Source organism: Cellulomonas fimi (assembly GCF_012952065.1).
Lineage (GTDB): Bacteria > Actinomycetota > Actinomycetes > Actinomycetales > Cellulomonadaceae > Pengzhenrongella > Pengzhenrongella fimi_A.
The window spans coordinates 1-20,033 of the sequence record NZ_JABCJJ010000016.1; the positions used below are offsets into that span (position 1 = coordinate 1).

At 73.3% G+C, this 20,033-nt stretch carries 16 protein-coding genes; 2 read left to right on the top strand and 14 right to left on the bottom strand.

Features of this window, described 5'->3' with window-relative positions; all coding sequences use genetic code 11:
* Nucleotides 1-122: 122 nt before the first annotated feature.
* Entirely contained in the window at nucleotides 123-410 is a 288-nt protein-coding gene (locus HIR71_RS10825) for a hypothetical protein (RefSeq protein ID WP_169325082.1), read from the bottom strand.
* 234 nt (nucleotides 411-644) lie between these two features.
* Here HIR71_RS10825 and HIR71_RS10830 point away from each other — a divergent pair, with 234 nt between their 5' ends.
* Nucleotides 645-1,250, top strand: a complete 606-nt coding sequence (locus tag HIR71_RS10830) for a Dps family protein (RefSeq protein WP_169325083.1) — start codon at nucleotides 645-647, stop codon at nucleotides 1,248-1,250.
* 80 nt (nucleotides 1,251-1,330) lie between these two features.
* Here HIR71_RS10830 and pyk read toward each other — a convergent pair whose 3' ends face one another.
* The 12 genes from pyk to HIR71_RS10890 form a co-directional block, all read right to left on the bottom strand.
* Nucleotides 1,331-2,761 carry a pyruvate kinase gene (pyk, locus tag HIR71_RS10835; RefSeq protein WP_169325084.1) on the bottom strand — a complete coding sequence of 477 codons (1,431 nt, stop codon included), beginning with the start codon at nucleotides 2,759-2,761 and terminating at the stop codon, nucleotides 1,331-1,333.
* A gap of 73 nt (nucleotides 2,762-2,834) precedes the next feature.
* Nucleotides 2,835-4,319 (bottom strand): glutamate synthase subunit beta, encoded by a 1,485-nt coding sequence (locus HIR71_RS10840; RefSeq protein ID WP_169325085.1) that lies wholly within the window; start codon nucleotides 4,317-4,319, stop codon nucleotides 2,835-2,837.
* Nucleotides 4,312-8,877: a glutamate synthase large subunit gene (gene gltB, locus HIR71_RS10845; protein WP_169325086.1), complete on the bottom strand. Its 4,566-nt coding sequence runs from the start codon at nucleotides 8,875-8,877 to the stop codon at nucleotides 4,312-4,314. The genes HIR71_RS10840 and gltB overlap by 8 nt, the downstream gene beginning before the upstream one ends.
* Before the next feature lie 158 nt (nucleotides 8,878-9,035).
* Nucleotides 9,036-9,926 carry a prolipoprotein diacylglyceryl transferase gene (gene lgt / locus HIR71_RS10850; protein WP_311836236.1) on the bottom strand — a complete coding sequence of 297 codons (891 nt, stop codon included), beginning with the start codon at nucleotides 9,924-9,926 and terminating at the stop codon, nucleotides 9,036-9,038.
* A 68-nt stretch (nucleotides 9,927-9,994) separates the two neighbouring features.
* Nucleotides 9,995-10,831, bottom strand: a complete 837-nt coding sequence (trpA, locus tag HIR71_RS10855; RefSeq protein ID WP_311836223.1) for a tryptophan synthase subunit alpha — start codon at nucleotides 10,829-10,831, stop codon at nucleotides 9,995-9,997.
* A gap of 59 nt (nucleotides 10,832-10,890) precedes the next feature.
* On the bottom strand, nucleotides 10,891-12,156 hold the full coding sequence (trpB, locus tag HIR71_RS10860; RefSeq protein WP_311836224.1) for a tryptophan synthase subunit beta: 1,266 nt from the start codon (nucleotides 12,154-12,156) through the stop codon (nucleotides 10,891-10,893).
* A gap of 27 nt (nucleotides 12,157-12,183) precedes the next feature.
* Nucleotides 12,184-12,996: an indole-3-glycerol phosphate synthase TrpC gene (gene trpC / locus HIR71_RS10865; RefSeq protein WP_169325088.1), complete on the bottom strand. Its 813-nt coding sequence runs from the start codon at nucleotides 12,994-12,996 to the stop codon at nucleotides 12,184-12,186.
* Between the two features lie 322 nt (nucleotides 12,997-13,318).
* Nucleotides 13,319-13,876, bottom strand: coding sequence for a DUF4190 domain-containing protein (locus HIR71_RS10870; protein ID WP_169325089.1), 558 nt, complete (start codon nucleotides 13,874-13,876; stop codon nucleotides 13,319-13,321).
* Between the two features lie 77 nt (nucleotides 13,877-13,953).
* Nucleotides 13,954-14,262 carry an HGxxPAAW family protein gene (locus HIR71_RS10875; RefSeq protein ID WP_169325090.1) on the bottom strand — a complete coding sequence of 103 codons (309 nt, stop codon included), beginning with the start codon at nucleotides 14,260-14,262 and terminating at the stop codon, nucleotides 13,954-13,956.
* Between the two features lie 189 nt (nucleotides 14,263-14,451).
* Nucleotides 14,452-16,098 (bottom strand): anthranilate synthase component I, encoded by a 1,647-nt coding sequence (locus HIR71_RS10880; RefSeq protein WP_169325091.1) that lies wholly within the window; start codon nucleotides 16,096-16,098, stop codon nucleotides 14,452-14,454.
* Nucleotides 16,095-16,535, bottom strand: coding sequence for a phosphoribosyl-AMP cyclohydrolase (hisI, locus tag HIR71_RS10885; protein ID WP_169325092.1), 441 nt, complete (start codon nucleotides 16,533-16,535; stop codon nucleotides 16,095-16,097). The genes HIR71_RS10880 and hisI overlap by 4 nt, the downstream gene beginning before the upstream one ends.
* 35 nt (nucleotides 16,536-16,570) lie before the next feature.
* Complete coding sequence (locus tag HIR71_RS10890; RefSeq protein ID WP_396031441.1) at nucleotides 16,571-18,475, bottom strand: ABC transporter ATP-binding protein; 1,905 nt, start codon at nucleotides 18,473-18,475, stop codon at nucleotides 16,571-16,573.
* A gap of 96 nt (nucleotides 18,476-18,571) precedes the next feature.
* Between HIR71_RS10890 and HIR71_RS10895 the strand changes: the two genes are divergently transcribed.
* Entirely contained in the window at nucleotides 18,572-19,225 is a 654-nt protein-coding gene (locus HIR71_RS10895) for a TIGR03085 family metal-binding protein (RefSeq protein ID WP_169325093.1), read from the top strand.
* A gap of 37 nt (nucleotides 19,226-19,262) precedes the next feature.
* Here the strand turns inward: HIR71_RS10895 and hisF are convergent, their stop codons facing one another.
* On the bottom strand, nucleotides 19,263-20,033 hold the full coding sequence (hisF, locus tag HIR71_RS10900) for an imidazole glycerol phosphate synthase subunit HisF (protein ID WP_169325094.1): 771 nt from the start codon (nucleotides 20,031-20,033) through the stop codon (nucleotides 19,263-19,265).

The following is a 20,033-nucleotide window of genomic DNA, read 5'->3' on the forward strand; positions in this document are numbered from 1 at the left end:
GCCTGGAAACCCGCACCCGACGCGCCAGCCGGGACCCGGTCACGCCCCGCTACCGGAAACCGCAACAAGACCCGCAAACGGGTCACCAAGACCCCTGACGCGCCACTACTCGCGGATTTGGGTCAGATGCTGTCCTGCGAGTCCCAGCCGGCCCCCGAGCTCTCGTGCTCGTGCCAGCGGGCCTCCGACTCGGTGAGCGACCGTGGTGCCTGCGCGGCGTGTCCGCCGGCTCGGACGTCGTGCTCGCCGGGCGGTGCGTCCACGCCGGGTCGGGAGTCCTTCGGCGGCGCGTCCGGGCGACCGCCGGCGTTCACGCCCTCAGGCTCCACGAGGTTCTCGTCGTCCCCCTCGACCGCCGGGTCGACGACAGGCTGCCCCGCGTGCGCCGCGGGTGGCGTCGGGGTGCTCATGGGCCCAGGTCTACCGTGCGCAGCGGCCCTGCGCATCCGCGTCACTCTCCGCGTCCCGCCGCGTCCGCACCGCCCGCCGCCGCTCGACGTCGCCCGCCGCCGCTCGCGGTCGCTCCCGGTCGCTCGCCGCGCGACGGTCGCCGATCCGGGTCAGGATGGCGGCGGGGCGCAGGCACCGCCCGCCCCGACGTCGTACTGCGCCGTCGTGCGCACCGCTCGACTGGAGGACAGCACATGGCTCGCACGGATCTGCCCCGGTTCACCGTCCCGTCCCTCACGCCGGAGGAGGGCGCCCGCACAGCCGTGATCCTGCAGGACCGCCTGAACGCGTTGAACGACCTCGCGCTGACGCTCAAGCACATCCACTGGAACGTGGTCGGACCGCACTTCATCGCGGTGCACGAGATGCTCGACCCGCAGGTCGAGGCCGTCCGCGCGATGGTCGACGCGGTCGCCGAGCGCATCGCGACGCTCGGGGTGCCGCCGCGCGGGACGCCGGGGGCGCTCGTCGCGGAACGCACCTGGGACGACTACTCGATCGGGCGCGCGGGCGCCATCGAGCACCTCGGCGCTCTCGACACCGTCTACCAGGGCGTCATCTCGGCCCACCGCGCGGCGGCCGAGGAGACCGAGGAGATCGACACCGTGACGGGCGACCTGCTCGTCGGGCACCTGCACGAGCTCGAGCTGTTCCACTGGTTCGTCCGCGCGCACCTCGAGTCCTCGGGGGGCGCCCTCAGCACCGAGGGCTCGACCACCGAGAAGGGCTCGGCCGCGCAGGCCGGCGCGAAGGCGCGGAGCACCGGCGCGAAGACGAAGTCGGCCGGCGGGAAGAAGTAGCACCCGACGCGTGACGTGGCCCCCGGTCCTCCGGGGGCCTCGTCACGCGTGGTCGTCTGGTCGGACGCGTTCTCGTCGGGTCAGACGCGCGGGTGGCCCGACTCCTCGCCGATCTTGTGCACCAGGATCGAGTTGGTCGTTCCCGGGACGCCGACCGGCGCGCCCGAGACGATCACGACGTAGTCGCCCAGCTCGGCCAGCCCGTGGGCCCGCAGTGTCTGGTCCACCTGCTGCACCATCGCGTCGGTGTCGTCGACCGCGGCGACCTCGTAGCTCTGCACCCCCCAGCTCAGCGACAGGACGTTGCGGACGGTCGTGACCGGGGTGAACGCGAGCAGCGGGATCCGGGAGCGCAGCCGGGACATACGGCGGGCCGAGTCGCCCGACTGCGTGAACGTCACGAGGTACTTGACCTCGAGCGTCTCGCCGATCTCGGCCGCCGCCCGGGTGATGGCCCCGCCTCGGGTGTGCGGGCTCGACCCGAGCGGTGCGATCCGCTCGGCACCGAACTCCTCGGTGTTCTCGATGATCCGCGCCATGGTGCGCACGGCCTCGATCGGGTACTCCCCCACGCTCGTCTCGCCCGACAGCATCACCGCATCGGCGCCGTCGAGCACCGCGTTGGCGCAGTCCGAGGCCTCCGCGCGCGTCGGGCGGGGCGCCGAGATCATCGACTCCAGCACCTGGGTCGCCACGATGACGGGCTTCGCGTTGCGACGCGCGAGCTCGACGGCGCGCTTCTGGACGAGCGGCACCTGCTCGAGCGGCAGCTCCACGCCGAGGTCGCCACGGGCCACCATGATCCCGTCGAAGGCGTCGACGATCTCGACGAGGTTGTCGACGGCTTGCGGCTTCTCGATCTTGGCGATGACCGGGATGATCCGCCCCTCGTCCTCCATGATGCGGCGCACGTCGTCGTAGTCGGCTGCCGTCCGCACGAACGACAGCGCGATGAGGTCGGCGCCCACGCGGAGCGCCCAGCGCAGGTCGCTCTCGTCCTTGTCGGACATCGCGGGGACCGACACGGCGACGCCGGGGAGGTTGAGCCCCTTGTTGTTCGAGACGGGCCCGCCGACCTCGACCCGCGTGACGACCCGCTGACCCTCGACCGCCGTGACCCGCACGAGCACGCGACCGTCGTCGATGAGGATCGGGTCGCCCACCCGCGCGTCCTCCGGGAGCCCCTTGTGGGTCGTGGAGACGAGCTCCTTGGTACCCGGGACATCCTCGGTCGTGATGGTGAACGTGTCGCCGGTCTGGAGCTCGTGCTTGCCGTCGGCGAACCGGCCGAGCCGGATCTTCGGGCCCTGCAGGTCCACCAGCACGGCCACCGAGCGGCCCGATGCCTTGGCGGCGGCACGGACGTTGTTGTACACCCGCTCGTGGACCTCGGTGTCGCCGTGGCTCCGGTTGAGACGAGCGACGTCCATCCCCGCGTCCACGAGGGCCTGGATCTGCTCGGCGGACTCCGTCGCGGGCCCGATGGTGCTGACGATCTTCGCTCTGCGCATGGTGACGAGCCTAAGCCCTTCACCTCGGCCGGCGAGCCGGGACAGGTGCCCTCGGGTCGCCGCTCAGCGTGCCTCAGGGGCGCAGCGCGACGGTGCTCGCGGTGACGGGGAAGGGCAGCTCCGTGGCTCCCGAGAGGTAGGCGTCGACCGAGGCGGCGGCCGCGCGGCCCTCCGCGATCGCCCACACGATGAGGGACTGGCCGCGGCCGGCGTCGCCGGCCACGAAGACGCCGGGGACGCTCGTCGCGTAGTCGTCCCCGCGTGCGACGAGTCCCCGCCCGGTCAGGTCCGCACCGGTCTGCTCGACCAGCTCGGCCGTCTCGGGGCCGGTGAAGCCCATCGCGACCAGGACCAGGTCCGCCGGGATCTCCCGCTCCGTGCCGGCCATCGGGACGCGTCGGCCGTCCGCGAGGTACTCCGTGGTCGCCAGACGCAGCGCGCGCACGTGCCCGGCGTCGTCCCCCGAGCCGCCCACGAACGCGACGGTCGAGGCGAGGAAGTCCCGCTCGCCGCCCTCCTCGTGCGAGCTCGACACCTCGAACACGAGCGGGTCGGTCGGCCACGGCTGGTGCTGCGGCCGGTCCGTCGGCGGCTGCTTGCCGATGGCCAGCGTGGTGACCGAGGCGGCCTGCTGGCGCAGCGCGGTCCCCAGGCAGTCGGACCCGGTGTCGCCGCCGCCGATGATCACGACGTGCTTCCCGGTCGCCACGATCTGGTCGGCGACCTCACGGCCCGCCACCACGGCGTTCGACTGGTGCAGGTACTCCATCGCGAAGTGGATGCCCTCGAGCTCGCGCCCGGGCAGCGGGAGCTCCCGCGGGACGGTCGCGCCGGTGGCGACCACGACGGCGTCGTACCGGGCCCGGAGCTCGTCCCAGGTGAGGTCGCGACCGATCTCGATGCCCGGCCGGAACCGGGTGCCCTCGGCCTTCATCTGATCCAGACGCCGGTCGATGTGCGACTTCTCGAGCTTGAAGTCGGGCACGCCGTAGCGCAGGAGGCCACCGATCGCGTCGTCGCGCTCGTACACCGCGACCGTGTGGCCGGCACGCGTGAGCTGCTGCGCGGCGGCGAGCCCGGCGGGGCCGGAGCCGACGACGGCGACCGTCGCCCCGCTCAGACGGTGCGGGACCTGCGGCGTGACGAGCCCGCGGTCGAACGCCTCGTCGATGATCGAGACCTCGATCTGCTTGATCGTCACCGGGGGCTGGTTGATCCCCAGGACGCAGGCCGACTCGCACGGGGCCGGGCAGATGCGGCCGGTGAACTCCGGGAAGTTGTTGGTCGCGTGCAGGCGCTCGATCGCGTCGCCCCACTGCTGCTGGCGGGTCAGGTCGTTCCAGTCGGGGATCAGGTTGCCGAGCGGGCAGCCCTGGTGGCAGAACGGGATGCCGCAGTCCATGCACCGGCCGGCCTGCCGCCCGAGCACGAGGATGTCGTCGGGGTTGCCCGCGCGGTGCTCGTGGACCTCACGCCAGTCGAGCAGCCGGACCGGCACCGGACGGTTCGGCGGGAGCTCCCGCTCGCGGACCTTCAGGAAGCCACGGGGGTCAGCCACGGGACACCTCCAGGATGTGCTCCCACACGCCGGGCGCGGCCGGGTCGAGGCCTTCCGCCTCGACCTGCGCCATCGCGAGCGTCATGCGGGCGTACTCGGTCGGCAGCACGCGCGTGAAGCGCGTCCGGATCGCGTCCGGGTCGGCGAGGAGCTCCTCGGCGACCGGCGACCCGGTCTCCTCGTGGTGCCGCCTCAGGAGGTGCTCGACCCGGCCGACGTCGGGCTCCGCGAGCGGCTCGAGCGTCACCTCTCCCGAGGCCACCGCAGGTCCGTTCACCGAGCCCGGCCGCAGGTCGAGCACGTAGGCCGTCCCGCCCGACATGCCGGCCGCGAAGTTGCGTCCGGTCCGGCCGAGCACGACCACCGTGCCACCGGTCATGTACTCGCAGCCGTGGTCGCCCACCCCCTCGACGACGAGGGTCGCCCCCGAGTTGCGGACGGCGAACCGCTCGCCGACGACGCCGCGCAGGAAGATCTCGCCCGACGTCGCGCCGTAGCCGATGACGTTGCCCGCGATCACGTCGAGGTCCCCCGTCAGCACCGCGGACCGGTCCGGCCGGACGACGATCCGGCCTCCTGAGAGCCCCTTGCCGACGTAGTCGTTCGCGTCGCCGTACAGGCGGATCGTGATGCCCGCGGGCAGGAACGCGCCGAGCGACTGGCCGGCCGACCCCGTCAGCGTGAGGTCGATCGTGCCGTCCGGCAGGCCGGCCGCCCCGTACCGCTTGGTGACCTCGTGCCCCAGCATCGTGCCGACCGTGCGGTTGACGTTCCGTACGGGCAGGTCGATCCGCACCGGCTCGCGCCGCTCGAGCGCGTCCACGGCCAAGGTGATCAGGCGGTTGTCGAGAGCCTTCGCGAGTCCGTGGTCCTGCTGACCGGTGTTGCGCAGCGCGCCGCCGTCGCGCGGCCGTGGCGCCGACAGGACCGGCGCGAGGTCCAGGCCGTCGGCCTTCCAGTGGTCGATGGCGGCACGGGTGTCGAGCGCGTCGACGTGGCCGACCGCCTCCTCGATGCTGCGGAAACCCAGCGCCGCGAGGTGTTCGCGGACCTCCTGCGCGATGAACTCGAAGAACGTGACGACGAACTCGGGCTTGCCGGTGAAGCGCGCCCGGAGCTCGGGGTTCTGGGTCGCGACGCCGACCGGGCAGGTGTCGAGGTGACAGACCCGCATCATCACGCAGCCTGAGACGACGAGCGGCGCGGTGGCGAAGCCGAACTCCTCCGCTCCGAGCAGCGCGGCGACCACGACGTCGCGCCCGGTCTTCATCTGCCCGTCCACCTGCACGACGATCCGGTCGCGCAGCCCGTTGAGCACGAGCGTCTGCTGGGTGTCGGCCAGACCGATCTCCCACGGACCGCCCGCGTGCTTGAGCGAGGTGAGCGGGCTCGCGCCCGTGCCGCCGTCGTGCCCCGAGATGAGGACGACGTCGGCGTGCGCCTTGGAGACACCCGTCGCGACCGTGCCGACGCCGACCTGGCTCACGAGCTTGACGTGCACCCGGGCCGCGGGGTTCGCGTTCTTGAGGTCGTGGATGAGCTGGGCGAGGTCCTCGATCGAGTAGATGTCGTGGTGCGGCGGCGGCGAGATGAGGCCGACGCCGGGGGTCGAGTGCCGCGTCGCGGCGATGGCGGGCGAGACCTTGTGACCGGGCAGCTGCCCGCCCTCCCCCGGCTTGGCGCCCTGCGCCATCTTGATCTGCAGGTCGTCGGCGTTCGTCAGGTAGTCCGCGGTGACCCCGAACCGGCCCGACGCGACCTGCTTGATGGCGCTGCGGCGCAACGGGTCGCGCAGCCGCGCGGGGTCCTCGCCGCCCTCGCCGGTGTTGGACCGCCCACCGAGGGCGTTCATCGCGACGGCGAGCGTCTCGTGCGCCTCGGCAGAGATCGAGCCGTAGGACATCGCGCCGGTGTTGAAGCGCTTGACGATCTCGCTCACGGGCTCGACCTCGTCGAGCGGCACCGCGGGCCGCGCACCGTCCTTGAACGTGAGCAGTCCCCGCAGCGTCATGAGCCGGCGCGACTGGTCGTCGACGTGCCGCGTGTACTCGCGGAACACGTCGAACCGGCGCGTGCGCGTCGAGTGCTGGAGCCGGAAGACCGTCTCGGGGTCGAACAGGTGGTCCTCGCCGTCGCGACGCCACTGGTACTCACCGCCCACCGCGAGGCGCCGGTGCGGGAGCCGGTTGCCGCTGCGGGGGTAGGCGTCGGCGTGCCGGGCGGCCACCTCGGCCGCGACGACGTCGAGGCCGACGCCGCCGAGCCGGCTCGTCGTCCCGGCGAAGTACTGGGCCACGAGGTCCTCGGAGAGGCCGATCACCTCGAACACCTGGGCGCCGCGGTAGGAGGCGATGGTCGAGATCCCCATCTTGCTCATGACCTTGAGCACGCCCTTGCCGAGCGCCTTGATGAGGTTCGCCACCGCGCGCTCGGGCGAGACGGGCAGGTAGCCGGCGCGCGCCAGGTCCTCGACGGACTCCATGGCGAGGTACGGGTTCACCGCGGCGGCGCCGTAACCGATGAGCAGCGCGACGTGGTGCACCTCGCGGACGTCGCCGGCCTCCACGACCAGCGAGACGCGGGTACGCATCCGACGACGCAGCAGGTGGTGGTGCACCGCGCTCGACAGGAGCAACGAGGGGATCGCGGCCAGGTCCGCGTCCCCGTCACGGTCGGAGAGCACGACGAAGCTGACGCCGGCCTCCACGGCGGCGTCGACCTCGGCGAAGATCTCCTCGAGGCGCCGCTCGAGCGCCTGCCCGCCGCCGCGCACGCGGTACAGGCCGCGGATCGTCACCGCGCGGAAGATGCCCTCCATCCGCGGGTCGCGGTGGATCCGCGAGATCTTGGCGAGCTCGTCGTTGTCGATGACCGGGAACGGCAGCACGAGCTTGCGTGCGTGCTCGGGCGAGTCCGCGAGCAGGTTCGGCTCGGGACCGATGGCGCCGCCGATGGAGGTGACCAGCTCCTCGCGGATGGCGTCGAGGGGCGGGTTCGTCACCTGCGCGAACATCTGCGCGAAGTAGTCGAACAGAAGGCGCGGGCGGTTCGACAGCACGGCGAGCGGCGTGTCCGAGCCCATTGCGCCCAGCGGCTCGCCACCGGACGCCGCCATGGGGCCGAGCAGGACCTTGAGGTCCTCCTCGGTGTACCCGAACGCGCGCTGACGACGGTGCACCGACGCCCGCGAGTGCGCCACGTGCTCGCGCTCCGGGAGGTCGGGGAGCGCGACCGCGTTCTCCTCGACCCACTGCGCGTACGGGCGCTGAGCGGCGAGCTGGGCCTTGATCTCCTCGTCCTCGACGATGCGGCCCGCACCGGTGTCCACGAGGAACATGCGGCCCGGCTCGAGCCGTCCCTTGCGCACGACGGTGGCCGGGTCGAGGTCGAGCACGCCGGCCTCCGAGGCGAGCACGACGAGCCCGTCCTCGGTGACCCAGTACCGGCCCGGTCGCAGCCCGTTGCGGTCGAGCACCGCGCCGATGAGCGTGCCGTCCGTGAAGTGCAGGCAGGCGGGCCCGTCCCAGGGCTCCATGAGGCTCGCGTGGTACTCGTAGAACGCCCGGCGAGCCGGGTCCATCTCGGCGTGGTTCTCCCACGCCTCGGGAATCATCATCAGCACCGCGTGCGGCAGCGAGCGGCCCGCGAGGTGCAGCAGCTCGAGCACCTCGTCGAAGCTCGCCGAGTCGCTGGCACCCTCGCTGCACACCGGCAGGACCGGCGCGAGGTCGCCGAGGGCGTCGGTCGCGAGCGTGCTCTCGCGCGCAGCCATCCAGTTGCGGTTCCCCTTGACCGTGTTGATCTCGCCGTTGTGCGCGATCAGCCGGAACGGCTGGGCGAGCGGCCAGGACGGGAAGGTGTTGGTGGAGAACCGCGAGTGGACCAGGGCCAGCTCGCTCGCGTAGCGCGGGTCGGAGAGGTCGGGGAAGAACGGCTCGAGCTGCGCGGTCGTGAGCATGCCCTTGTAGGTCAGGGTGCGCGCCGACAGGGACGCGAAGTAGACGCCGGTCTCGCGCTCGGCGCGACGCCGCAGGCGGAACGCACGCCGGTCGAGGTCGAGGCCCGCGAGCTCACCCGCCGGGTCCGCGACCACGAGGTGACGGAAGACCGGCATCGAGGCGCGCGCCGTCGGGCCCACGAGGTCGGCGGTGACCGGCACGTCGCGCCACGCGAGCACCTCGAGCTTCTCCTCGGCGGCGATCGCGTCGATGGCGGCGACCGTGGACGCCCGCGCGCCGTCGTCCTGGGGCAGGAAGGCCATCCCGATCGCGTACCGCCCCGCCGGCGGGAGCTCGACCGCGACAACGTCACGCACGAAGGCGTCGGGGATCTGCGTGAGGATGCCCGCGCCGTCTCCGCTGCCCGGCTCCGCCCCGACCGCGCCGCGGTGGTCGAGGTTGAGCAGCGCCGTCAGCCCCGCGTCGACGATGTCGCGGCCGGGAGTCCCCCGCAGGGTGGCGACGAAGGCGACGCCGCACGCATCGTGCTCGTGCACGGGGTCGTAGAGGCCCTGGCGCGTGGGAGCCTGCGGGGTCGCGACGTTCGACGACGTGAGCATGGGGACCGCCCTCACCGTCCCCGACCGGTGGTCGGGGATGTTGCCTGAACCTGGGGGAACGTGGGGACGTCGTCGGCCCTAACGCCTGGTGGACGATACATGGCCGAAACGTGTCGCGTCAGCCCTTCCACCGCACATCGACGCGCTGCCCCACGCGATCAGCGGGTGCGCTCGGCTGCGTTCTGCTCCTCGTCGGCCGCTGCTGGGTCCAGGAGGAGGGTGGTCTCGCGTCCGGGGTGCCGGCGTCCGACCAGCACGAAGGCTATCAGTCCGCCCAGGGCGACGACGATCGAGGTCCAGACGTTGAGGCGCAGCCCGAGCACCTGCTCGGCCGGGTCGATGCGGAGCAGCTCGATCCACAGCCGGCCGACGCTGTAGAGCAGCACGTAGAGCCAGAACACGCGTCCGTGGCCGAGCCGGAAACGCCGGTCGAGGTAGACGAGGAGCGCCGCCGCCGCGAGGTTCCACAGCATCTCGTACAGGAAGGTCGGGTGGAACAGGGTGTCGGCCGGGAGGCCGTCCGGGAAGGTCGGGGCCGCGGGGTCGATCTCGAGCCCCCACGGGAGCGTCGTCGGTGCGCCGAAGAGCTCCTGGTTGAACCAGTTCCCCAGCCGACCGATCGCCTGCGCGACGAGGAGCGCCGGCGCCAGCGTGTCCGCGAACGGTGCGAACCGGACCCCCTGGCGACGGCACCCGATCCACGCACCGACCGCGCCGAAGGCGATCGCCCCCCAGATACCGAGACCGCCCTGCCAGATGAACAGGGCCTTGATCGGGTCACCGTCGGGGCCCCAGTACGCGTCCGGCGACGAGACGACGTGGTAGATCCGCCCTCCCACGATGCCGAACGGCACCGCCCAGAACGCGATCTCGATGACGGTCTCCGGGTCGCCGCCGCGCTCGGCCCAACGGCGGCGCGCGATCCAGAGCGCCACGGCGATCCCGGCGAGGATCGCGAGGGCGTACGCGCGCAACGGGAACGGACCGAGCTGCCAGACCGACTCGGACGGGCTCGGGATCCCGAGCGGGAGCACCGTCGGCGCGAGCACCGTGGGGACGAGCACCGCGGGGACGAGCGCCGCGGGGACGAGCACCGTGGGCGCGGCGAGGAGGGAGGTCACCGGTCGATCGTACGGTCCGCGGACCGCACGCCGGCCGCAAGGCCTTCCGCGACCTTCGTGAGCGCAGCCAGGCCCGCCGCACGGTCCTGCGCCTCGAGCAACGGGCGCACGAACGCCGTCCCGACGATCACGCCGTCCGCGAACGACGCCACGTCCGCTGCCTGCTCGGGACGGGAGACGCCGAGACCCACGCAGACGAGGTCCGCGCCGGCGGCGCGGGTGTCCGCGACCAGCGCGGCGGCGCGGGTCCCGAGCGTCGTCCGCTCACCCGTGACGCCCATGGTCGACGCCGCGTACACGAAGCCCCGCGTCGCGGCAGCGGTGGAGGCCAGCCGCTCGGGGGTCGAGCTCGGCGCGACGAGGAACACGCGGTCCAGATCGTGCCGGTCCGAGGCCTCGATCCACGCGCCGGCCTCGTCCGGGATCAGGTCCGGCGTGATCAGCCCTGCGCCCCCCGCGGCGGCGAGGTCACGCGCGAACGCGTCGACCCCGTACCGCAGGACGGGGTTGAAGTACGTCATGACGAGGACCGGCGCACCCGTCGCGGCGATCTCCTCGACCGCGCCGAACACCTGGCGGACGCGGGTCCCGCCGGCCAACGCCCGCTCCACCGCGCTCTGGATGACGGGCCCGTCCATCACGGGATCGGAGTACGGCAGGCCGATCTCGACGATGTCGACCCCCGCCGCGACCATGGCCTTCGCCGCGTCGACCGAGCCCGCGAGGTCGGGGAACCCGAGCGGCAGGTATCCCACGAGGGCCGCGCGGCCCTCGGCCCGCAGCTCCCGGAGGCGCTCCGCAGTCCTGCTCGCGGGCCCTGCCGACGACGTCACCCTGCTCGTCTCACGGCTCGTCTCACGGCTCGTCCCAGGGCTCGTCTCAGGGCTCGTGCTCACAGCTGCTCCCCCGGGATCTCGGCGACCTTCTCGGCAGGGTCGTCGTCGAGCAGGTCGAACCAGCGCGCGGCGGTCTCGACGTCCTTGTCGCCGCGCCCGGAGAGGTTCACGAGCACGACGGCGTCGGGGCCGAGCTCGCGACCGACCTCGATCGCGCCCGCCAGCGCGTGCGCGGACTCGATGGCCGGGATGATCCCCTCGGTGCGGCAGAGCACCTGGAACGCGTCCATCGCCTGGGCGTCGGTGATCGGCCGGTACTCGGCGCGGTGGATGCTCGCGAGCCACGAGTGCTCAGGGCCGACGCCGGGGTAGTCGAGGCCCGCGGAGATCGAGTGGCTCTCCATGGTCTGGCCGTCCTCGTCCTGCAGGAGGAACGAGCGTGCGCCGTGGAGCACGCCGGGAGCGCCCGCGGTGATGGTGGCCGCGTGCCGGCCGGTGTCGACGCCGTCGCCCGCGGCCTCGAGGCCGAGCAGGCGGACCCCCGGGTCGTCCAGGAACGCGTGGAAGATCCCGATGGCGTTCGAGCCGCCGCCGACGCACGCCGCGACGACGTCGGGCAGCCGGCCGACCAGGTCGAGCACCTGCTCACGCGCCTCCTCCCCGATGATGCGCTGGAGGTCGCGGACCATCGCGGGGAACGGGTGCGGACCCGCGACCGTCCCGAAGACGTAGTTGGTGGTCTCGACATTCGTGACCCAGTCGCGCAGCGCCTCGTTGATCGCGTCCTTGAGCGTGCGCGAGCCGGTGCGCACGGGCACGACCTCTGCGCCCAGCAGCCGCATGCGTGCGACGTTGAGGGCCTGGCGCCGGGTGTCCTCCTCGCCCATGTAGATCACGCACTCGAGGTCGAACAGGGCCGCCGCGGTCGCGGTCGCGACCCCGTGCTGTCCGGCACCCGTCTCGGCGATCACCCGGGTCTTGCCGATGCGCTTGGTGAGCAGTGCCTGGCCGAGCACGTTGTTAATCTTGTGCGACCCCGTGTGGTTGAGGTCCTCGCGCTTGAGGATCACCCGTGCACCCCCGGCGTGCTGGGCGAACCGGGGCACCTCCGTGACGATGCTCGGCCGGCCGGTGTACGTGCGGTGCAGCCGCATCAGCTCACCGGTGAACGCCGGGTCCACCTTGGCCTTCTGGTACTCGAGGTCGAGCTCGTCGAGTGCCGCGATGAGCGCCTCCGGGACGAACCGACCCCCGAACTCCCCGAAGTACGGTCCCTCGTTCGTCGCGAGGGAGTCGCGCAGGCGTGCCTGGTCCAGCTCCACGGCGTGCTCCTTGGTGGTCTCGTTCGGTCAGTGCCGCACAGCGCGCAGCGACGGGTGCGCGCCTGCGGCGACGAGGTCCGCGACCGACTCGCGCGGGGCGTCGTCGGTCACGAGCGCCTCGCCCACCAGCACGGCGTCCGCACCGGAGCGGGCGAAGTCCATCACGTCGTGCGGGCCGCGCACGCCCGACTCGGCGATGCGGACGATGCCGTCCGGGATCAGCGGGGCGACCCGTGCGAAGGTGCCGCGGTCGACCTCGAGCGTCTTGAGGTTGCGGGCGTTGACCCCGATGACGCGGGCGCCCGCGTCGACCGCGCGCGCGACCTCCTCCGGGCCGTGGACCTCGACGAGGGCCGTCATGCCGAGGGAGTGGACCCGCTCGATGTAGGACGTGAGAACCGTCTGCTCGAGCGCCGCGACGATCAGCAGGACGAGGTCGGCGCCGTGCGCCCGCGCCTCCCAGATCTGGTACGGCGAGACGACGAAGTCCTTGCGGAGCACCGGGATGTCGACCGCGCCACGCACCGCATCGAGGTCCGCGAGCGAGCCACGGAACCGCCGCTGCTCGGTCAGCACGGAGATGACGGCGGCGCCGCCCTTCTCGTACTCGGCGGCCAGCGCGGCGGGGTCGGCGATCGAGGCGAGCGCGCCGGCGCTGGGGCTCGAGCGCTTGACCTCGGCGATCACCGCCACGGCCTGCTCGTCGCGGAGCCGGCTCAGGCACTCCGTCGCCTCCGGCACGCGGGCGGCGCGCTCCTTGAGCGCGCTCAGCGGCGTCGCTGCCTCACGTTCGGCGAGGTCCTCCCGGACCCCGGCGAGGATGTCGTCGAGCACGCTCATCGTCGCCTCACCTCCCCCTCGCTGATCGCCGCGCGGTTGCGCGCGGGCCTGGTTCATCGTAGGCCGACCGGCCGGATCACCTGGTGCGAGGCCACTGGCTGGGACCGGCGTCCGTCCGAGGCTGCAGGTGGCATCGCCCGGCGCGGTCCGACGAGGTCGTGGGTCGCCCGCAGACCGCCGCAGCCTGCGCGGCCCAGACCGGTGGGAGCGGGCACGGGGCACGTCGGTAGTGACCCGGGGTGTGCAGGACGCAGGACGGCCCGGCCCCTGGGCCGGGGCCGGGCCGTTCGAGCGATGGAGCGCCGAGCGCGACCGCGCGGGCTCAGAATCCCGAGTCGTAGTTCATCGTGCTGTCCCAGTTGCCCGAGGCGAGGAGCGCGATCACGCCGATGGCGACGAGGACCCCCAGGACGGTGACGATCCAGCCGATGACGATGCCCGCGGTGGCGAGTCCCGGGTTGTTGGCCTGCCCCTCGGCCGCGGCGCGCTTCGCCTTGTTCCCGACGATGATCGCGGGGATGCCCGTGAAGAAGGAGCAGATGAAGAACCCGACGAGCGCGAGGACGAGCGACCAGACCGCGAGGCTGTTCTTGGGGTACGTCCCGGGCCCGCCGTAGTAGTCGCCCGCTCCGTACTGCGGCTGCGACCCGTAGGCCGGTGGTTGCGACCCGTAGGCCGGTGGCTGGGAACCGTACGCGGGCGGCTGCGACCCGTAGGCCGGTGGCTGCGACCCGTAGGCCGGTGGTGGGGAACCGTACGGGGGCGGCTGCGAGCCGTAGGCCGGCGGTGTGTCACGGGGGGTGGACCCACCCGAGGTGCCGGGCTGCTCCGGCTCGCGGCCTGCTGCGTACGGGTCCTGCGGGGCGTTGGGATCCGACATCGAACCTCCGTGGGAGCGGGCGACCTGCGCGTGGGCCGGTCGCGGACGTGCTGGGGAAGGGACGAGGCCTCAGGCGGTCAGTGACCGCGCCCCTCGGCCCGAGCGCGAGCCTGCTTGGCGAGCGTCTTCTTGCCACCCTGTCCGTAGCCCGCGACCTGGAGGGCCTTGCCGGCCACCAACCCGACCAGGACGACGGCGAGGCCCGCCCAGACCATCGACGGCACGGCGATGATCACCCCGACGGCGGACACCACACCGCCGACGAGCACGAGGGTCACGGTGACCCAGGCGGCGAGCGTGTGCCCGTGGTTGGTCCAGGGCACGGCGGGCGGGAGGTAGGACGTCTCGGAACGGGGCGCGGAGCGCTCCAGGGACGGATCGACCATGACGGAAGAGCCTTTCGTCTGCGGACTCACGGAACCCTATCGCCCCACGGGCGAGGGGGGGTCGTCGGCACGCGAGAGGGGCGTCCCACGTGACGCGGTCGTCGTCGGGACCGCGGTGGCGCCGGTCACAGCGCCGGTGAGCGCAGCGTTCTCGTGCCGGTCGGAGGGTCGTGCCCAGCGACTGCGCCGTCAGCCCCGCACCCGCCGGAGCCGCGCCGCCACCTGCACGGCGCGGACGGCGGCTGCGGCCTTGTTGCGCGACTCCTCGTACTCGAGCGAAGGCACCGAGTCCGCCACGATCCCGCCGCCGGCCTGGACGCTCGCCCGCCCTCGTGCGATCAGAGCGGTGCGGATGGCGATGGCCATGTCCATGTTGCCGGCGAAGTCGAAGTAGCCGGCGGTCCCGCCGTAGATCCCGCGCCGCGCGGGCTCGAGCTCGTCGATCAGCGCCATCGCTCGCGGCTTCGGGGCCCCCGACAGCGTCCCGGCCGGGAAGGTGGCGACCAGCGCGTCGAGCGCCGAGGCGTCCTGACGCAGCGCACCGACGACGGTCGAGCAGATGTGCATGATGTGGCTGTACCGCTTCACGGCCATGAACTCGATCACCTCGACGCTCGCCGGCTCGCAGACCTTGACCAGGTCGTTGCGCGAGAGGTCGACGAGCATGATGTGCTCGGCCCGCTCCTTGGGGTCGAGCGCCAGCTCCCCGCCGAGCTCGACGTCCTCGGCCGGGGTCACCCCGCGCGGGCGTGAGCCGGCGATCGGGAACGTGACGACCCGGCCGTCGGTGACCTTGCACAGCGTCTCGGGGCTGGACCCGACGACGGCGAAGTCGGCGCCCTCCGCGTCCCGCAGCTGGAAGTAGTACATGTACGGGCTCGGGTTGATGGTCCGCAGCACGCGGTACACGTCGATCGGGTCGGCCGGGCAGTCCAGGTCGAGGCGCTGGGACACGACGACCTGGAACACCTCGCCGTCCCGGATCGCCTCCTTGCCCCGGGCCACCGCCGCCTCGAACTCCGCGCGTGTCGAGCGGAACTCGAGCGGCGGCTCGGGAGCGTCGACCAGGACGGAGGTCGCGGGCGGCGCGGGGTGCTCGAGCGCGTCCTGCATCGCGTCGAGCCGGCGCACCGCGTCCGCGTGCGCCTCGTCGACCCGCTCGTCGGTGTCGTCGAAGTTGATCGCGTTCGCGACCAGCCACACGGACCCGTCGAGGTGGTCGACCACGGCGAGGTCCGACGCGAGGCAGAGTGTCAGCTCGGGCACGCCGAGCTCGTCCGGCGCGGCCGCCGGGAGCGTGGGCTCCCAGTGCCGGACGACGTCCCACCCGAGCACTCCCGCAAGGCCCCCGGTCAAGGGTGGCAGACCGGCGACCGCGGGCGTGCGAAGCACCTCGAGCGTGCGGGCGAGGACGTCGATCGGGCTGCCCTCGGTCGGGACCCCTGCGGGCACGTCCCCGACCCAGACGGCCTGGTCGTCGCGGACGGTCAGCGTGGCGCGGGACGCGACGCCCACGAACGAGTACCGCGCCCAGCTCCCGTCGCCCTCGGCCGACTCGAGGATGAACGTGCCCGGACGACCCGCCGCCAGGGTGCGGTAGAGGCCGACCGGCGTGACGTCGTCGGCCAGGAGCCGGCGGACGACCGGGATCACGCGGCGTTCGGAGGCCAGACCGCGGAACCGGTCGAGCGAGGGCCAGGTGCTGCCCCAGGCGAGGTCGGCCGCCACGTCGGCCACGGCGTCGGCCACGTCGCCCGTGCGGGGGCCGGCGGCCGTGAAGGGGTCCGTGCCCGTACGGGGGCCCGTGCCCGTGCGGGGGTCCGTGGCGGCGCTCATCGGGCTGCCTCGTCCGGGCGCCGGCCCACGACCGCGTCGAGCGCGCCCCCCGCATCGAAGCACGTGCGGGCACCCGTGTGGCACGCCGCCCCGACCTGGTCCACCCCTACCAGGAGCGCGTCGCCGTCGCAGTCGAGGGCGACCGAGCGCACGTACTGGGCATGACCCGACGTGTCGCCCTTGCGCCAGTACTCGTTGCGCGACCGGCTCCAGAACGTCACGCGCCCCGTGGTCAGCGTGCGCCGCAGCGCCTCGTCGTCCATCCAGCCGAGCATGAGCACCTCGCCGGTGTCGTGCTGCTGCACGACGGCGGCGACCAGGCCGGCGTCGTCACGCTTCAGCCGGGCGGCGATCTCGGGAGCGAGAGGGGCCTGTGCACCGGCGGGACGTGCGGAGGGGTCAGGAAGAGGCTGCTCAGGAGGACGCTGGTCAGGCACCCGTCGATCCTCCCACGACCCGGCGTGGACGGGCGTCAGCCGTCGCGCACCGCGGCCTGGGCCACGTCGTCGTCCGCCGTCCCCGGGTCGGCCTCCGCGACCCGGCGCGCGGTCTCCTGCTCGTACGCCGTGGCCAGCGCCCGGTAGCCCCGGTCGCGCGCGAGGAGCTCGGCGTGCGTGCCGCGGTCGACCACCCGGCCCCCCTCGAGATGGACCACCTCGTCCGCGAGCAGCACCGACGACATCCGGTAGGCGACCAGCAGCACCGTCGGGCCGCTCCCGGTCGGCCCCTGCGCACGCAGGCCGCGCAGGATCTCCTGCTCGATCCGGGGGTCGACGGCGGAGGTCGCGTCGTCGAGCACGAGAACCCGCGGGCGGCGCACGAGCGCGCGCGCGAGAGCCAGCCGCTGGCGCTGACCGCCGGAGAGGTTGGCGCCGCGCTCCCCGAGCCTCGCGTCGAGCCCGCCCGGAAGTCGCGCCACCACGCCGTCCACGCGCGCGAGCCGCAGCGCGGCCCACACCTCGTCGTCGGTCGGCGCCGAGGGGTCGCCGTCGTCAGCCAGCGTGACGTTCGCGCGGACGGTGTCCTCGAACAGGAACGTCGCCTGCGCCACCAGCACGACCCTGCGCGTCAGGTCCGCGGGCGCCACCTCGCGCACGTCGACGCCGTCGACCCGGATCGCACCGCTCGTCGGGTCCGAGAGCCTGCTGAGGAGGGACACGAGGGTGGTCTTGCCGGCACCGGTCGGTCCGACCAGGGCGACCGTGCGCCCGGCCGGCACGTCGATGCTCACCCCGGTGAGCAGCTCCGCGGTGCCCGGGCCGCTCGAGACGCGCACGGCGACGTCGTGCAGCTCGACGCGCGCACCGTGGCCGTCGCGCCCCGTCGCGGGCAGCGGCGTCGACCCTCGCCCGAGCTCGCCACGAGCGTCGATCACCCGGGAGATCCGCTCATGGCCCACGAGGGAGCGCGGGAGCTCCCCGAGCACCCAGCCGAACGCCCGCACCGGCACCGCGAGGAGAGTCAGGAGGTACGCGGCGGCGACCACGTCCCCGGTCTCGACCGCGCCCGCCCGGACGCGCGCGGTGCCCACACCCAGGACGAGGAGCGTGCCGAGACCGGGCAGCAGGTCGATGACCGGGTCGAAGACCGCACGCACCCGGCCGACCCGCACGTTGGCGTCACGCAGCTCGTGCGTGCGTGCGGTGAACCGCTCCCCCTCGCGTTCGTGCGTCCCGAGGGACTTCACGAGCAACGCGGCCTCGAAGCTCTCGTGCGCGATCTCGGCCACCTCGGCGCGCAGCTGCTGCGCGCGCGTGATGGCCGGCGACATCCGCCGCTGGAAGACGAGATTCGCCACCACGGCCAGCGGGAGGACGCTGAGCGCGGCGAGCGCGAGCCAGCCGTCCGCCCGGACGAGCGACACGGTCGCCACCACGAGCATGACCGCGACGCCGAGGGCGTACGGCAGCGGGTTGAAGACCGACGTGGCCGCCTCGACGTCCGAGCTCGCGTTGGACAGCAGCTGTCCGGTGGGGTGCCGGCGGTGCCACGACATCGGCAGGTGGAGGTACTGCCGCGTGACCTGGCGTCGGTGCCGGGCCTGGAGGTCCGCGTAGGCGATCCCGGCGAAGATGCGCCGCAGCGCGACGCCGACGCCCAGCGTGAGCGCCACGGCGGCGAGCGCCAGGCCCGCGAGCGGCAGCTGGTCGCGGGCGGTCCAGGAGCCGTCCAGCGCGGGGACGACCACGCGGTCCGTGGCGGCGCCGACCACCTGGCTGACCGCGACCGTCGCTGCGCCGAACACGGCCGACGAGCCGATCGCGAGCACGTACGTCCTCGGCTCGGCGGCGATGCCGCGGAGCATCAGCTGGACGGACCTGCGTGCGGCCGACCCGGTCAGGGTGTGGGGCCGCGTGCTCGTCGGACGCGCGGGCACGTCGCTCCTCGCTGATGACGGGTGGCGGATGGCTGAGGGCGGACGGGATCAGGGGGTGCCGCGATCATCTCACGCACCGCGTGCGACGATGCCGGGGTGACCTGGCACCAGATCGAGCGCGCCGCGCTCGCACACGCCCTCCGCGAGGCGGGCCCCGACGCACCGACGCTGTGCGAGGGCTGGCGCAGCCGGCACCTCGCGGCACACGTCGTCGTCCGTGAGACCCAGCCGACCGCCGCGGCGGGGATCGCGGTACCCGCCCTCGCGGCGCGGACCGAGCGCGCGATCCAGCAGGTCGCGGGTCCGGCGACGGATCCCGAGGGCTATGCCGACCTCGTCTCGCGGGTCGCCGCGGGCCCCGGTCGGCTCAACCCCATGAGCTGGTCCAGGATCGGCGAGGGCGCGAACCTCCTCGAGTTCTTCGTCCACACCGAGGACGTGCGCCGGGGCACCGGCCCGGTCGAGCCGCTGCCGCTCGACCAGGCGCACGTGGACGCCCTGTGGCGCCGCCTGGTCCGCAGTGCACCCCTGTTGTACCGGCGCGCGCCGGTCGGCGTCGTGCTCGTGGTCCCGGGCGGCCCGCGGCGCGCGGTCCGGCGGCCGACGGGAGAGCACGGGACCGTCGTCGTACGCGGCGAGGTCGCCGAGCTCGTCCTGCACGCGTTCGGCCGCGGGCGTGCCGCACGGGTCGACGTGCTGGGCGACCCCGACGACGTCGCCGAGCTCGAGCGCACCACCGGCGGCCCGTGACGCGTCGGCGGGCGGGGCGGCGGGCGGGGCGGCGGGCTCAGCGGACGACGACGCCCGCCGCCCGCAGGTGGTCCTTGACCTGACCGACCGTGAGCGTACCGAAGTGGAACACGCTCGCGGCGAGCACGGCGTCGGCACCGGAGCGGGCGGCCTCGACGAAGTGCTCGGGAGTGCCCGCTCCCCCGCTCGCGATGAGCGGCACGCCGACCTGGGCCCGCACCGCGCGCAGCATCTCGAGGTCGAAACCGGCCGTCGTCCCGTCGGCGTCCATCGAGTTGAGCAGGATCTCCCCCGCACCGAGCTCGGCGCCCCGCGCGGCCCACTCGACCGCGTCGATGCCCGTGCCCCGGCGTCCGCCGTACGTCGTGACCTCGTACCCGGACGGCGTGGTGGTCTCCCCCGTGACGCGGCGCGCGTCGACGGAGAGCACGAGGACCTGGCTGCCGAAGCGCTCGGCGATCTCCGCGATGAGCTCGGGCCGGGCGATCGCAGCGGTGTTGACCCCGACCTTGTCGGCGCCCGCCCGCAGCAGCCGGTCCACGTCCCGCGTGGTCCGCACACCGCCACCCACGGTCAGCGGCACGAAGATCTCCTCGGCGGTGCGCCGCACGACGTCGTACGTGGTCTCCCGGTCGCCCGACGAGGCGGACACGTCGAGGAACGTGACCTCGTCTGCGCCCTCGCGGTCGTACCGGCGGGCCAGCTCGACCGGGTCGCCGGCGTCACGAAGGTTCTCGAAGTTCACGCCCTTGACGACGCGGCCCGCGTCGACGTCGAGGCACGGGATCACTCGCAGCGCGACCGCCAT